Below are 13945 nucleotides of genomic sequence, written 5' to 3' on the forward strand. Positions count from 1 at the left end.
CCGCCGTGGGCGCAGATCACGGCTCAGGCGCGATCTGGTTGACGTGGAGCCAGAACTCGCACACGTGCTTGATGGTGTTGAGAAACTGCGAGAACTCGGTCGGCTTGGCGATGTAAGCGTTACAGCCGCTGTCGTAGGCGCGCCTCAGGTCGACCGGCTCGGTGGACGAAGTCAGCACCACCACCGGGATGTGACGCAGCGACGGTGAACCCTTGAGCTCCTTGAGCACGCCAATGCCGTCGAGCAGGGGCATCTTCAGGTCGAGCAAGATCAGCGCCGGGTTGGCGCTGCTGCGCCCCGCGTAGCTGCCGCGCCGGTACAGATAGTCCAGCGCCTGCATGCCGTCGCCGACGTGCGTTATGCAGCCGTCGAGTCCGTGTCGGGCCAGTGCGAGGCGGGTCAGTTCGGCGTCGTCAGGGTTGTCTTCAACCAATAAAATGCTGTGGGCGGCGTGTTTCATGTATGCAAGGCGGGGCGTGTCGAGTTTTCCAGAGTGCTTGGTGTCTGCATGGCCTGGAATGGGAGTGAAAAGCTGAATTCACTGCCTTCGCCGAGCTGGCTTTGTGCCCAAATGTTGCCTCCGTGTCGGTCGATGATACGACGCGAGAGGGCCAAACCGATGCCGGTGCCCTCGAATTCCGACGCACGGTGCAGGCGCTGAAAGACGCCGAATAGCTTGCTGGCGTACCGGGTGTCGAAGCCGACCCCGTTGTCGCGCACGAAGAAGGTGTAGCCAGCGGCCGGGTCCACACTCCAGCCCACTTCGATTCGGGCGCGTTCGCGCGGGCGGGTGTATTTGCAGGCATTGTCCAGCAAGTTGGCCCAGACTTCGCCCAGCAGCAGGGCGTCGGCCTGAACCAGCGGCAGGTCTGGTGCAATCACCCAGTCGATCGCACGCTGGCCGTACTCATGGCTGAGCCGCCTGACGATGGTGCCGACCAATTCGGTCAGGTCAACCGGGTTGATCTGAAGGGATGAACGGCCCAGGCGCGAAAACGTCAGCAAGCCGTCGATCAAGGCGCTCATGTGCTGGGCCGATTTGGAAATCGTGCTCAGGTAGCTGGCGCTGATGTGGTCGCACTGCGGCCCCAGGTGTTCTTCCAGCAGGCTGACAAAGCTGCACACGTGGCGCAGCGGTGAGCGCAGGTCGTGCGAGACCGAATAGGAAAAAGATTCCAGCTCCTGGTTGGCCGCCAGCAACTGCGCGGTGCGCTCTTGCACGCGCTGCTCCAGCTCGTCGTTGAGGTTGTACATCAGGTCGTCGAGCCGCTTGACGTCGGACATGTCGTGGTGTATGGCGGCAAATCCGCGCAGAGCGCCGCTGTCGTCGCGCAGGGCGATCAACAGCGCGTGACACCAGTAGCGCGACTGGTCCGCACGCACGCGCCAGTGGGTTCGTTCGTGCTGGCCTTGGGCGGCCGCCAGGGCCAGCATGTGGTCGGCGCTTGCAGCGCCCGGGTCGGCGCCGTCGTGCTGCAACAGCAAAGCGTAATGGCGCCCCATCATCTGGGTGGGTGTGTGGGCTTCGAGGCGCTGGGCGCTGTCGGGCCAGTCGGTGATCCGGCCCTCGGTGTCCAGGAAGAAGATGCAGTGGTCGCGCAGGTTGTCTACCATGAGGCGAAAGCGCTGTTCGCTCGCCAGCAGTTCGGCCGAGCGCTCCTGAATGCGCCGCTCCAGTTCCTCGTTCAGATGCTTGGTTCTTTGCTCGATGCGCTTGCGCTCGGTCAGGTCGATGATCTGGGTGAAGAGGCCGCGCACCTGGCCGTGCTGGATGTCGGGTCTGTAGTCGATGCTGACGAAAATTTGCTGACCCTCGGCCGTGCGCTGCCAGCTCTCAAAGTGCTGCGCCTGTCCGGCCAGCGCGGCTTGCAGACGTGGGTTGAGTTCAGCCCAGGCTTGGGCCGAAATACATTCGCTCAGGTGCAGACCGATGATTTTTTGGGAATCAAAACCGTACAAAAGCCGATGCCCGGCGTTGGCAAAGCGAAACCGCAGCATGGGATCGAGGTAGCCAATCGCACTCGGCGCCTGATCGGTGATGTTTTGAAGAAAATGCTTCTGGTCGCGCAGCGTCAGTTCGGCTGCTTTGCGCGCGCTGATGTCGATCAAGGTGCAGTTGCTATACAGGAAGCAGCCTTGCGCGTCACGCACCGACCGGGACGACAGCAGCGCGTGAAAGCTGCTGCCGTCCTGGCGAAGGACTTCGAATTCCACGTTCTCCAGCACAGCGCCGCGCAACTGGGCTTGCAGCCGGTCTTCCAGCAGGGGAATGTCAGTCGGCAAGACGAGGTCGCGCAAGGTCTTTTTGCCGACCAGCTCGTCGCGGTCGTAGCCCAGCCAGGCCAGCGCGGTGTCGTTGATGGCGACGAACACGCCCTTGCCGTCAGTCGAGTGGTAACCGCAGGGCGCCTGCTGGTAGAGCGCCTGCGCTTGCTCCAGCGCCTGTTGCAGTCTGGCGTTGACGCCGGCCAGCGCCTCGGTGCGCCGGTGTACCCGTTGCTCCAGTTCGGCGTTGAGCTGGCGCACCTGTTCCTGCTGCTGCTGCAGTTCGGTGACGTCGCGCGAGACCACCAGCAGCAGCATCGGCTCGCCCTGGGCGGCACGAATCGGTGCCACCACGTTGTCCCACCACTTGGGCGTGCCCTTGAAGGTGTTGCCGAAGGCGATGAAACGAGCCGTTTCGCCGCGGGCCGCGCGCTCGACCGCCGCACGCGCAGGCGGTTCGCCTTCCTGCGGCCACCAGGCGCACCAGTCGCCGTGGCGCACCTGGTCGAAGTCGTCCACCTCCATCAGTCGACAACCCTGCGCGGTCATTTGCAGCAATCGCCCTTGCAGATCGAGCACCTTGATGCAGTCCGGGCTGCTGGCGATGATTTGGTGGTTGAGCTCGTCTCGCACCTGGGACAGCGCCTGCTGCGCGCGCAACTGCAGGTTTTCGGCGCGCAGGGCCTCGATTTCCAGTCGCAGGCTGCTCTCGCGGGCCGTTGCATCGGCAGCGGGCAGGCTGGACGGGGCGCACGCGTCTTGGCTCTCGGGTGTGGAGTCGGGTGTACTCATCGGGTTTGTCTGCAGCGTCAACCGGATGCGCACGCACGCCGCGCGGCGCGCACTCCCGACAGTTCGCCAGCAGACTCTACCCTGGCAAGCACGCGTGTCGGCACGATAAATGGGCTTTAGAAACGTGCTAATTCGGGGAATGGCAGCCGTCCACCGCGCACCAGCATCTTGCCGTATTCGGCGCAGCGCTGCAGCGTGGGGATCACTTTGCCCGGGTTGAGCAGCTCTTGGCCGTCAAAAGCGCGCTTGATGCCGAACATGAGCTCATTTTCCTGGGCAGAGAACTGCACGCACATGCTGTTGAGTTTTTCCACCCCGACGCCGTGCTCGCCGGTGATGGTGCCGCCCATGGCCACGCTGGTCTCCAGAATTTCGGCGCCGAACAGTTCGCAGCGGCGCAACTGATCCGGGTCGTTGGCGTCGAACAAAATCAAGGGGTGCAGGTTGCCGTCGCCGGCGTGGAACACGTTGGCGCAGCGCAGCCGGTATTTTTGCTCCATGGCGGCAATCGCCAGCAAAATGTCGGCCAGGCGTTTGCGCGGAATGGTCGAGTCCATGCACATGTAGTCGGGGCTGATGCGCCCGCTGGCCGGAAAAGCGTTCTTGCGTCCACTCCAAAAACGCAGCCGCTCGGCCTCGTCGCGGCTGACCGTCAGCGCCGAGGCGCCGGCCGCACGCAGCACGGCGCTCATGCGCTCGATGTCTTCTGCCACCTCTTGCGGCGTGCCGTCGCTCTCGCAGAGCAAAATCGCTGCCGCGTCGAGGTCGTAGCCGGCGTGCACGAAGTCTTCTACCGCCGCCGTCATGGGCTTGTCCATCATCTCCAGACCGGCCGGGACGATGCCGGCGGCGATCACCGCCACCACCGCGTCCCCGGCTTGGCGCACGTCGGCAAAGCTGGCCATGATGCAGCGCGCCAGTTGTGGGCGCGGCACCAATCGGACGCAGACTTCAGTCGTCACGGCCAACATGCCTTCGCTGCCCACCACCAGCGCCAGCAGATCGAGCCCCGGCACGTCGAGCGCCTCGCTGCCAAAGCTGACCGCTTCACCTTCGATGGTGAAGCCGCGCACCGCCAACACGTTGTGCAGCGTCAGCCCGTATTTGAGACAGTGCACGCCGCCGGCGTTTTCCGCCACGTTGCCGCCTATGGTGCAGGCAATCTGGCTGCTTGGGTCGGGCGCATAGTACAGGCCGTGCGGCGCGGCGGCCTCGGAAATGGCCAGGTTGCGCACACCGGCCTGCACCCGGGCCGTGCGCGCGCGCGGGTCGAGTTGCACGATGCGGTTGAACTTGGCCAGCGAGAGCGTGACCCCCAGCGGGTGCGGCATGGCGCCGCCCGAGAGCCCGGTGCCGGCGCCGCGCGCCACCACCGGCACCGCCAGCGCATGGCAGACCTTGAGCACAGCGGCCACCTGGGCTTCGGTTTCAGGCAGCGCCACCAGCAGCGGCCGCTCGCGGTAGGCGCTCAAGCCGTCGCACTCGTAAGGTGTGGTGTCCTCGCTGTGCCAGAGCAGGGCGTGCGCCGGCAGCACAGGGCGCAGAGCCGCCAGCACCTGGGCTTGGCGGCGCGCGCGCTCGGCGCGGCTGGTCTGGGCGGCAGTGGTTGGGGCGTTCATGGGCTTGGGGCGGTGGCTTGCTCGGCGGTCGGACTGCGCCCAGTTTAGGTCAAAGTCAGGCGCGCGTGCAGGCGACCAGCGACAAGTCTTCGAGGGCTGCACCGCCGTGTCATGAAAAACCCCTTGATTTTTGCGGCCATAGCCCCAAAATCGGCCCTGAGACACCCCTCGTGTCTTTGTTTGTAAGCCTGATACTCAAGGAGAAATGCCATGAACGGATTGATGACACGCAGCAGCTTGCTGGACGATTTCTTCAAAGACGTGGCCCCCGGGTTTTACGTCAAGCCCTTGCACGGCGACCCGCTGCCAGCGCAGATCAAGGTCGACGTGAAGGAAACCCCCGAGGCCTACACGGTGCAAGCCGAGGTGCCTGGCGTGGCCAAGGAGGACATTTACCTCAGCATCGAGGGCAACGTGGTGACGCTGCGCGCCGAGGTGCGGCAGCAAGACGTGCAGAAAGAGGGTGAGAAAGTGCTGCGCAGCGAGCGCTACTACGGATCGGTTTCGCGCAGCTTTCAGATGCCGCAAGACATCGACAACGCGAGCGCCAAAGCCAAGTATGAAAACGGCGTATTGCTGCTGACGCTGCCGAAAAAAACCGCAACCGCCGGCCAGCGCCTGGTGATCGAGTGAGTCGGGTGCGCGCGCCGGCCACGCTTTGCTTACACCCTCACTTGAAGACCACGGTCTTGTGGCCGTTGAGCAGCACGCGGTGCTCGCTGTGCCACTTCACCGCGCGAGCCAGCACCTGGCTTTCGCTGTCGCGCCCGCGCGCGCTCAGGTCTTGCACCGTGTCGGTGTGGTCCACCCGCGCCACGTCTTGTTCGATGATTGGGCCTTCGTCGAGTGCCGGTGTGACGTAGTGGGCGGTCGCGCCTATCAGTTTGACGCCTCTATCGTGCGCCTGGTGGTAGGGCCGTGCCCCTTTGAAGCTGGGCAAAAAGCTGTGGTGGATGTTGATCGCGCGGCCTGCCAGCGCCAGGCACATCGGGTCGCTCAGCACCTGCATGTAGCGCGCCAGCACCACCAGTTCGACCGCTTCGCTCTCGATGATTTCCAGTTGCCTGGCTTCAGCCTGTGCCTTGCTCGCTGGCGTGACGGCCAGGTGGTGAAACGGCACGTTGTAGCTGGCTGCCAATTGGTAGAAGTCGCGGTGGTTGCTGACGATGGCGCGCAGGTCGAGCCGCAGCAGGCCGCTCTTGCAGCGAAACAGCAAGTCATTCAGGCAGTGGCCTGCACGGCTGACGAAGATGACGGCGCGCATCGGCTCGGCCAGCCGGTGCAAGCTGCAGCGCATGGCCAGCGGCTGCGCCAACGGTTCCAGCAGCGCGCGCAGTTCGGCGTGACTCAAGCGCTCGCAGGTGAACTGCACGCGCATAAAGAACAGGCCGGTGTCGTGGTCGTTGTACTGCGCGGCTTCTTCGATGTTGCCGCCGTGCTGAAACAAAAAACCAGAAACCGCGTGCACGATGCCGGGGCGGTCCGGGCAGGACAGGGTGAGGACGTAACTGGCGTCTAGTTGCATACGTTTTCGTGAGCATCGAGATCGGTCTGGCGCCCCGCGCGCAAGGCGCACAAGCACAGCGATGCCTCTTGGCAGCGCGAGGATTTGCAACGCCGCGCCCGGGGATGCCAGGCCGATCGAATGCAGTAAGGCTTATGCAACCAGACACTAGGCTGCATGGCGGCCGATTGTCGCAGCCTGCAAGCCGACCTGGGTGCGGCGGTGCGGCAGCCGCTTCTGCACTCAGTGCATCACGACCGGCATCTGGGCCAGGCTGGCATAGCCATCGAGCGTGTTCTCCACCTCTTCTTGCGAAGGCATGTTGCGCTGCCAAGCGCTGATCTGGATCTGGAACAGCTCGGCCCAAGACCCGTCGAGGTAGACCTCTTTGCCCGAGCGTTTGTCCACGATCTCGAAACCGTGGCGCGGGATTTGCGGGCCGTCCGTCCTGGCGGGCTCGCCCTCTTGCGGGGCATTGGCCAGAATGTGGACCACGGCAAAAGTATCTGAGTCGTAGAGCATGTGCATGGCTGAAATATCCCCCAAAGACAAAAACCTGTGTTCCTGTGCAGCTTATATCGGCAACTCGCAGTCGCCATGCAGTTTCGAGTGCGGCGGTGCCGGCAAGGTTCAGCGTGGAATCTATAAAGCGGTCATTTTGCTGTGCTTCAAGGCCCAGGCAGCTCGCTGAGTTGTTGGTCGACCAGATCGCCGTTGTGCTGGGTGATGCGCAAGCGCACCGGCAGGTGGAGAAGGCTGGGCGCCAGCCAGATTTCGACCCGGCTGTCGTAGCTGTGGCGGGAGTGGCGCAGCAACTGGCGTGCCAGCAGTTGGCCGGCTGGCAGGTGCAGTGTTTCTTCTGTGCCGACCTCGAAGTACCAAATTTCCGCTTCGCTATGACCCGCGACCTGTAAGCGAATGCGCTGCCCGGCCTGATACGCCTGGGGCTGGGCGTTGAACAGGCCGGCGATTTGCAGCAACACACTCAGGCGGTCTTGCGCGCCGCTGAGCAAAACCGCGTCCGGGGTGTTGGCGCTGAACCGGATGCGCCGCTGGGCATGGTCGAAGTGAGCCGCGCGCTCGCTGCGGCTGCGGTCGGCAAAGCGCTCGGGCAGCAAGCCGCTGTCGTCCACCAGCCCGGTGCTGGTCTGGACGCGGCTGCCCAGCAAGGGTATGCGCAGTTCCATCAGGGCGCTGTAGCGGTCTGCGTTCAGACGCCAGTCGAGCGTGCCGCTGGCGCGATAGTCTATGCCTCGCACGCTGCCCTTGATCTGGTAGAGCAAGCGCGCGCTGGGCGGTGGCAGCGACGGCAGCAGTGTGGCCTGTGCCTGCGCCTCGACCGCCGCAGCAGGCGAGGCGGTGGTGGGTGCCGGTTCGACGGGCGCAAGCGCAGCCGTGGCCACCTGCTCGGACGTCGGCGCGTCGGCGTCGCCCGACGCGGCAGCGGCAGCGGCAGATTCATCGGCTGGTGCAGGCAAGGGCGCTTCAGACGGCGCAGCGGCGGCCGCTTCAGACGGCGCATCGAGTGCAGCTTCAGACGGCGCAGCGTCGGCCGCAGCCGCAGCGACCGGACGGGTGGCGGCCGTTGGCGCTGGCTGAAGCGGCGCGAGGCCAGGTGTCGGCGGCGCAGGGCTGCGGGCTGCGGGCGGGTCGACCCAGCGCGCCACGCTGTGGCCAAGCGCAGCCGCAGGCCGATCCGACGGCGCTGCGCCGGGCGCGTGCGCCAGGGTGCGGGTGTGCAGCGCCGCCAGTGGGGGCGGTGTGGCCGCCAGAACTGACGCGCCCAGGTTGGGCGGCAGCACGGCGCCCAGCAGCAGCAGCAGGTGCAGACCTGACACCAGCGCAGTCAGCGCCAGCAAGGCCGGCCAGCGTGGCGCGTCGGCGTCGGGCTCGATGGCTTGCTTCATGTCGGTTCGGCTGGCGTGTGTGAGCCTTGCTGCTCAGGAGTCAAACCATCGAACCGTGGGCGAGCGTGCCGATACTTGTGTTGGCGCTTGCCGGGCATGAGCGAAAGACGCCCAGCCTCTCAGTGACGGGGCGAACGCACGCCAACACCCTGAGCTTGCTCGTTCTGAGTCTGACACGTCAGGCAGCGCAGCGCGGTCGGATTGGCATGCAAGCGGGCGGTGGCCACGCTGGCGCCGCAGTCCAGGCACAAGCCGTAGCTGCCGTCGGCGACGCGCTGCAGCGCTTGGTCAATTGCGATCAATTCGGCCGACTCGCGCTCGGCCAGCACAAAAGCCAGGTCGCGCTCGGAATGGGCTTGCGCCCAGTCGTCGCTTTCACTTTCGCGCGCCAGCGCCGCAGCCTCGGCGCGGCCGATCGCGCCGCCGCGCTGGTCTTGCAACTGCGCCAGCACCTCGCGGCGCATTTGTTCGAGTTGGGCGGCAAAAGAATCGGAAATGTTGTGCGTCATGGCGGCCCCCGCAAGCGCTGAGAAAAAACCTCTGATGAGCGCAGTGTAGCTTGCACGGCGGCCGCACCGAAGACGCTATCTGTCAGGCCGGTGCGTCCGCTAATCGGGGCGAAATTTGGGTTCATGGGTTTTCCCGGTCCAGCCGTGCGCGAAAGATGTGGCATCCTTCGCGCGAGCGCCGCCCGCCGCGCTTTGGCGTGGACGCGGCCAGCAAGCGTCGACCGCGGCGCACAAAAGAGTCCCAAGATCACAACAGGAGATGCACCATGAGCGACGGTTTCGGCAGCGGTTTTGGCAAGTTCTTGCCGGGGTTCGATTTTTTGCAGCAACTGGCGGGTAGACCGGGCACCGCAGCGGCCCCTGGTATGGCGCAGTTGCCGCACCTGAGCCAATGGATCGCACCCACCTTCAACCTGCAAGACTTGGAAAAGCGCATTGGTGAACTCAAGGCGGTGCATTTCTGGCTGGAGCAAAATTCCAGGGCACTGGCGGCCACCATTCAAGCGCTCGAGGTGCAGAAAATGACCCTGGCCGCTTTGCAGAGCATGAATTTCAACCTGACGAAGACGGTTGCTGCGCCGCCGTTCCAAGGCGTAGGCGGCACGGCAGCGGCCGCCTCAAGCGCCGACGACACATCGTTTGCCGGGCTCGAAATTCCCTTGCGCACCTATGGCGCAGCGCCGGCCGACGCGCCCAGTCCGTCGGCACCGGCGTCCGAGTCCGCGCCGGCGTCCGCGCCGGCCGCAGGCGCGGTCGATCCGATGCAGTGGTGGGGAGCGCTGTCGCAGCAGTTCCAGCACATTGCAGCCGCTGCTATGCAAGACCTGGCGCGTGCGCCGGCACCCGAAGAAGGCCGCGCGCCGCAGGCCGGCCCAACCGACGCGGCGCCCACGGCGCCCACGGCGCCCACCAGCGCACCCGCAGCGGCGGCCTCAACAAAAAAAACAAGCGCCAAAACAACGCCGGCGCAAAAAGAAGCAGCCCCAGCGACGCCCGTGCGCAGCCGATCCAGCCCGCCGCGCTGAACCCATCGGTTCGCCGCCAGCCCCATGAAGCGTTTTCCCTACGCGCACGCCAGCCACGCGCAGTGGCGCGTGGCTGTGGAGCGGGTGCTGGCGCAGTTGCGCTTGCAACTGGATCGACCCGACAGCGCGCGCGCCGTTTCGCTGGCGCTGCTCTACATCACCGACCACTATGCCGAACAGGCGCAGGACATTCTGGAGCAGCTCAGTGCCGGCTTGCCTGAAGTAAGCGATTGGGTCGGCACGGTGGGCGTGGGCATTGCAGCCAACAACATCGAGTATTTTGACCAGCCGGCATTGGCCCTGATGCTGTGTGATCTCAGCCCGCACCAGTACCGTGTTTTCAGCGGCGTGGCGCCGCTGGCGCTCAGTCCACGGCTGACCGGGGCGGACGGCTTTGTCGCCCACACCGCGCTGGTGCACGCCGATGGCAGCACGCCCGAGTTGGCCGAGTTGATCGCCGAGCTGGCCCAACGCACCGCCAGTGCCTGTGTCTTTGGCGGCTTGAGCAGCAGCCGATCCGCGCAGCTTCAGTTTGCCCACAGCAGTGCTGGCACCCTGCGCGGTCAAGGCGCAGCCAGTGGCGTGTTTCAAGGCGGCCTTAGCGGCGTGGCCTTTGACGCCACGGCCGGCCTGCTGGTGCGCGTCACCCAGGGTGCGCAGCCGGTGGGCCGGGCGCACCGTGTCACGGCGGCACAGGGTCATCTGGTGTTGACACTCGACCAGCGTCCGGCGCTGGATTTGTTGTTCGAACACCTGGGCATCGCGCCCGTCAGGCTGGCGCAGTCCATCGAGCGTTTGCGCAGCACCCTGGTGGGCTTGACGCCGCCGGATGTGCCGGGGCAGGCGCTGGCGCGCAGCGCAGGCCTTGCGCCTGCTGTGGCCCATTCGTTTGGCCCCGATGTGCTGGTGCGTCACATCGTCGGGCTCGATGTGATGCGGCACGCCCTGGTTTTTGCCGAGCCGGTGGCGCCGGGCAGCCAACTGGCGTTTTGTCAGCGCCATGTGCAAGCTGCCGCTGCCGATTTGATGCGAATTTGCACCGAGGTGCGCGCCGAGCTGGAGGCCCAGACGCCCAGTCTGCCTCCGGGCGGCGCGCTGGTCAGGGGCGGCGCGCCGGCGTTCGTCGCGCCACAGAGTCAGCGCATCGCCGGCGCGATCTACGTGAGCTGTGCCGGCCGGGGTGGTCCGCATTTTGGCGCTGCCAGTGCCGAATTGCGCCTGGTGCGCCGCGCGCTCGGGGACGTGCCGTTGGTGGGGTTTTTTGCGGGTGGCGAGATTGCGCACCAGCGCTTGCTGGGCTACAGCGCTGTGCTCATGGTGTTCGCCTTGCCGCTGGCTTGAGAGCTGGCGCGCCGGTTCAACATCTCGGTCTCTCAGACCCCGCGTGCGCGCTCGGCCTGGAATTGCGCCTGAAAGGCCTGAAAACGCCCGGCATCGAGCGCCGCGCGCAGTTCGCGCATCAGATTGAGGTAGTAGTGCAGGTTGTGGATGCTGGCCAGCATCGGGCCCAGCATTTCGCCGCAGCGGTCCAGATGGTGCAAGTAGGCACGGCTGAAACCCTCGCGCCCGCCGTCGGCCCAGGCCACGCCCGAGCGCCCGGCGCAGGCGTAGCAGGTGCAACTGGGGTCTAGTGGCTGGTGGTCTGCCTTGTGCCTGGCATTGCGAATTTTCAGGTCGCCATAACGGGTGAACAAAGTGCCGTTGCGCGCATTGCGCGTCGGCATCACACAGTCGAACATGTCTACGCCCTGCGCCACGCCCTCCACCAGGTCTTGCGGCGTGCCCACCCCCATCAGGTAGCGCGGTTTGTGGGCCGGCAGGCGTTGCGGCGTGTGCGCCATGATGCGCCGCATCTCCTCCTTGGGTTCACCCACACTCACGCCGCCGACCGCGTAGCCAGGAAAATCCATCTCGACCAGCGCTTGCAGCGATTCTTGCCGCAGGTGCTCGAACATGCCGCCTTGCACGATGCCAAACAAGGCGTTGGGATTTTGCAGCCGCTCGAATTCGGCTTTGGAGCGCTGCGCCCAGCGCAGGCTCAGTGCCATGCTGTGCCGCGCCTGCGCCTCGGTGGTGAGCTGGCCGTCGGTCTGGTAGGGCGTGCATTCGTCGAGCTGCATCGCAATGTCGGCGTTCAGCCAGGTCTGAATCTGCATGCTGACCTCGGGCGACATGAACAGCTTGTCGCCATTGACCGGCGAGGAAAACTGCACGCCGGCCTCGCTGATTTTGCGCGTCGCGCCCAGGCTCCAGACTTGAAAACCGCCCGAGTCGGTCAGCATGGGTCGCTGCCATTGCTCGAAGGCGTGCAGGCCGCCAAAGCGTTGCAGCACCTCTTGGCCGGGGCGCATCCAGAGGTGGAAGGTGTTGCCCAGAATGATTTCCGCCCCCATGTCTTGCAGGCTGGCGGGCATGACGCCCTTGACGCTGCCATAGGTGCCAACCGGCATGAAGACCGGGGTTTGCACCACACCGTGGTTGAGCGTGAGGCGGCCGCGGCGCGCCAGGCCGTCGGTGGCAAGCAGTTCAAAACGAAGCATGGCGCGCATTGTCGCCGAGTCGGCGCTCGCGGCGCGCCGCCGTCCAGGCTTTAGCGTGACGGCACGCTGAGAGCGCTGGCTGGCAGCAAAGGACTGTGTGGCTGCGGCAGCCGCTCGGAGTTGTGCCAGCCCCAAGCCATCAGCAAGGCCAGCCCGAGCGACAGCAGCAGGGCCAAGCTCAGGCGAAGAAGAATTTCAATCACGGTGGTCAGGGATTAGGTGGGTCGGGTCGGGTCGAGCACAAGGGTCAGCTTGATTGGGCCGCAAAACAAGGGCGACCGGTTGCCAACTGTTGCTGCACCGAACAAGACAGGGTATAGTGTAGCAATTGTTACCTATTGATTGCAAAAGTCAGGCCGTCAGCGGGCTGCGCAATGGCGCTGCAGCAGCATGGCGTCGCCGTAACTGAAAAAACGGTAGCGCTGGGCGAGCGCGTGGCGGTACAGCGCCAGTACGTGCTCGTGGCCGGCAAAGGCGCTTACCAGCATCATCAGCGTCGATTTGGGTAAATGAAAATTCGTGATCAGCAGGTCGACCACGCGGAATTCGAAGCCGGGGGTGATGAAGATGTCGGTCTCACCCTGCACCTGGCCGCTGTGCGCCCAACTCTCCAGCGTGCGCACGGTGGTGGTTCCCACCGCTACCACACGGCCGCCACGTGCGCGGCAGTCGGCTATTGCTTGCAGCGTCTGGGCTGGGATGGCAAAGCGCTCGGCGTGCATCTGGTGTTCACTGATGCGCTCGCTTTTCATCGGCGTGAAGGTGCCTGCGCCGACGTGCAGCGTTACGCTGGCGCTGTGCACGCCGCGCGCGGCCAGGCCATCGAGCACCCCGGCGTCGAAATGCAAGGCGGCGGTCGGTGCGGCCACCGAGCCCGGCACGCGGGCAAACACGGTCTGGTAGCGGCGCTCGTCGTCTTCGGTGTCGCCGTGCCGGATGTAGGGCGGCAGCGGCACGTGGCCGCAGCGCTGCATCAGGTCGTAGGGGGTTTGCCCACTCGGACCGTGCAGGCGCAAGTGAAACAAGGGCCCGTGCGCGTCCGGCCAGCGGCCCAGATAGGTGGCGTCGAAACCGCCGCCCGCGAGACCGCCGGCGATGTGCAGCAAGCCGCCTGGCGGCGGTTTTTTGCTCACCCGCAGGTGCGCCACCACTTCGTTGCCGCTGCCGTCGCTGGACTCTTGGGGCAGCAGCACGCGCTCGATCAGGAGCTCGAACTTGCCGCCGCCGCCGCCCGGCTGGCGGCTGGCTTTCTCACCGAACAGCCGCGCCTTGATGACCAAGGTGTCGTTGAACACCAGCAAGTCGCCGGCTTGCAGCAAAGCGGGCAGTTCGCGGAACACGCGGTCGTGCGGCGTCGGGGCGCGGCCGTCGAGCAAGCGCGAGGCGCTGCGCTCGGGGCAGGGGTGCTGGGCGATCAGTTCGGTGGGCAGCTCGAAGTCGAAGTCGGCGGCGGTGAAGGAGCGCGTGGCGCGGTTGGTGTCGCTGAGTGGGGTCATGTTGCTTGATGGCTGTACCAAGCCCGTGCCAAAGGGTGAGTAGGGGGTGGGCCGGCCACAGGGTGAACCGGGGCGCGGCGTATTGTCCCCCAAGCCGGCAGCTCCCACGCGCCATGCCGGCACGGCAAGACGCGTGGATGGCGGCACCGCTGCGTCACATGGCGGCCACTGGCAAAGCTGATTGCGTCGTCGGAGAAGCGTCCCGAGTTCGGCACGAACCCACCGGTGGCACCCTTCGCGGCCATCACGCCGTACAGCTCGCGCACCATATCCCCATTGAACCTGGAA

13 protein-coding genes and 1 pseudogene are annotated in these 13945 nt (G+C 65.5%); 3 read left to right on the forward strand and 11 right to left on the reverse strand.

Annotated features, from left to right (window positions below):
* Positions 1–16: 16 nt before the first annotated feature.
* The 3 genes from EST26_RS04780 to EST26_RS04790 all read right to left on the reverse strand — a co-directional run bounded on the left by EST26_RS04780 (position 17) and on the right by EST26_RS04790 (position 4676).
* Entirely contained in the window at positions 17–460 is a 444-nt protein-coding gene (locus EST26_RS04780; RefSeq protein WP_291065737.1) for a response regulator, read from the reverse strand.
* Positions 457–3057, reverse strand: coding sequence for a PAS domain-containing protein (locus EST26_RS04785; RefSeq protein WP_291065738.1), 2601 nt, complete (start codon positions 3055–3057; stop codon positions 457–459). Before EST26_RS04785 ends, EST26_RS04780 begins: the two co-directional genes overlap by 4 nt.
* Positions 3058–3173: 116 nt before the next feature.
* On the reverse strand, positions 3174–4676 hold the full coding sequence (locus EST26_RS04790; RefSeq protein WP_291065739.1) for an FAD-linked oxidase C-terminal domain-containing protein: 1503 nt from the start codon (positions 4674–4676) through the stop codon (positions 3174–3176).
* Positions 4677–4886: 210 nt separating this feature from the next.
* Between EST26_RS04790 and EST26_RS04795 the strand changes: the two genes are divergently transcribed.
* Positions 4887–5309: an Hsp20/alpha crystallin family protein gene (locus EST26_RS04795; protein WP_291065740.1), complete on the forward strand. Its 423-nt coding sequence runs from the start codon at positions 4887–4889 to the stop codon at positions 5307–5309.
* Between the two features lie 37 nt (positions 5310–5346).
* Here EST26_RS04795 and purU read toward each other — a convergent pair whose 3' ends face one another.
* The 4 genes from purU to EST26_RS04815 all read right to left on the reverse strand — a co-directional run bounded on the left by purU (position 5347) and on the right by EST26_RS04815 (position 8596).
* Positions 5347–6201, reverse strand: coding sequence for a formyltetrahydrofolate deformylase (purU, locus tag EST26_RS04800; RefSeq protein WP_291065741.1), 855 nt, complete (start codon positions 6199–6201; stop codon positions 5347–5349).
* A 222-nt stretch (positions 6202–6423) separates the two neighbouring features.
* Positions 6424–6708, reverse strand: a complete 285-nt coding sequence (locus tag EST26_RS04805; protein ID WP_291065742.1) for a DUF3567 domain-containing protein — start codon at positions 6706–6708, stop codon at positions 6424–6426.
* Positions 6709–6848: 140 nt separating this feature from the next.
* A complete protein-coding gene (locus EST26_RS04810; protein WP_291065743.1) occupies positions 6849–8087 on the reverse strand; it encodes a DUF3108 domain-containing protein in 1239 nt (412 codons plus the stop codon).
* A gap of 119 nt (positions 8088–8206) precedes the next feature.
* Positions 8207–8596, reverse strand: a complete 390-nt coding sequence (locus EST26_RS04815) for a TraR/DksA family transcriptional regulator (protein WP_291065744.1) — start codon at positions 8594–8596, stop codon at positions 8207–8209.
* Between the two features lie 266 nt (positions 8597–8862).
* Between EST26_RS04815 and EST26_RS04820 the strand changes: the two genes are divergently transcribed.
* Both EST26_RS04820 and EST26_RS04825 read left to right on the forward strand, forming a co-directional pair.
* The gene (locus tag EST26_RS04820) at positions 8863–9621 is read left to right on the forward strand and encodes a PhaM family polyhydroxyalkanoate granule multifunctional regulatory protein (protein WP_291065745.1); all 759 of its coding nucleotides are present in this window, start codon (positions 8863–8865) and stop codon (positions 9619–9621) included.
* A 24-nt stretch (positions 9622–9645) separates the two neighbouring features.
* Entirely contained in the window at positions 9646–10962 is a 1317-nt protein-coding gene (locus tag EST26_RS04825; RefSeq protein ID WP_291065746.1) for an FIST N-terminal domain-containing protein, read from the forward strand.
* A 32-nt stretch (positions 10963–10994) separates the two neighbouring features.
* Here the strand turns inward: EST26_RS04825 and tgt are convergent, their stop codons facing one another.
* The 4 genes and pseudogenes from tgt to EST26_RS04845 form a co-directional block, all read right to left on the reverse strand.
* Positions 10995–12161, reverse strand: a complete 1167-nt coding sequence (gene tgt, locus EST26_RS04830; RefSeq protein ID WP_291065747.1) for a tRNA guanosine(34) transglycosylase Tgt — start codon at positions 12159–12161, stop codon at positions 10995–10997.
* A gap of 50 nt (positions 12162–12211) precedes the next feature.
* The gene (locus EST26_RS04835) at positions 12212–12364 is read right to left on the reverse strand and encodes a hypothetical protein (protein ID WP_291065748.1); all 153 of its coding nucleotides are present in this window, start codon (positions 12362–12364) and stop codon (positions 12212–12214) included.
* Positions 12365–12520: 156 nt separating this feature from the next.
* Positions 12521–13657: a tRNA preQ1(34) S-adenosylmethionine ribosyltransferase-isomerase QueA gene (gene queA, locus EST26_RS04840; protein ID WP_291065749.1), complete on the reverse strand. Its 1137-nt coding sequence runs from the start codon at positions 13655–13657 to the stop codon at positions 12521–12523.
* Between the two features lie 155 nt (positions 13658–13812).
* Positions 13813–13945 (reverse strand): annotated as a pseudogene (locus EST26_RS04845) (restriction endonuclease); the annotation flags it as partial.

This window comes from Hydrogenophaga sp., assembly GCF_014773545.1.
GTDB lineage: Bacteria > Pseudomonadota > Gammaproteobacteria > Burkholderiales > Burkholderiaceae_C > Hydrogenophaga.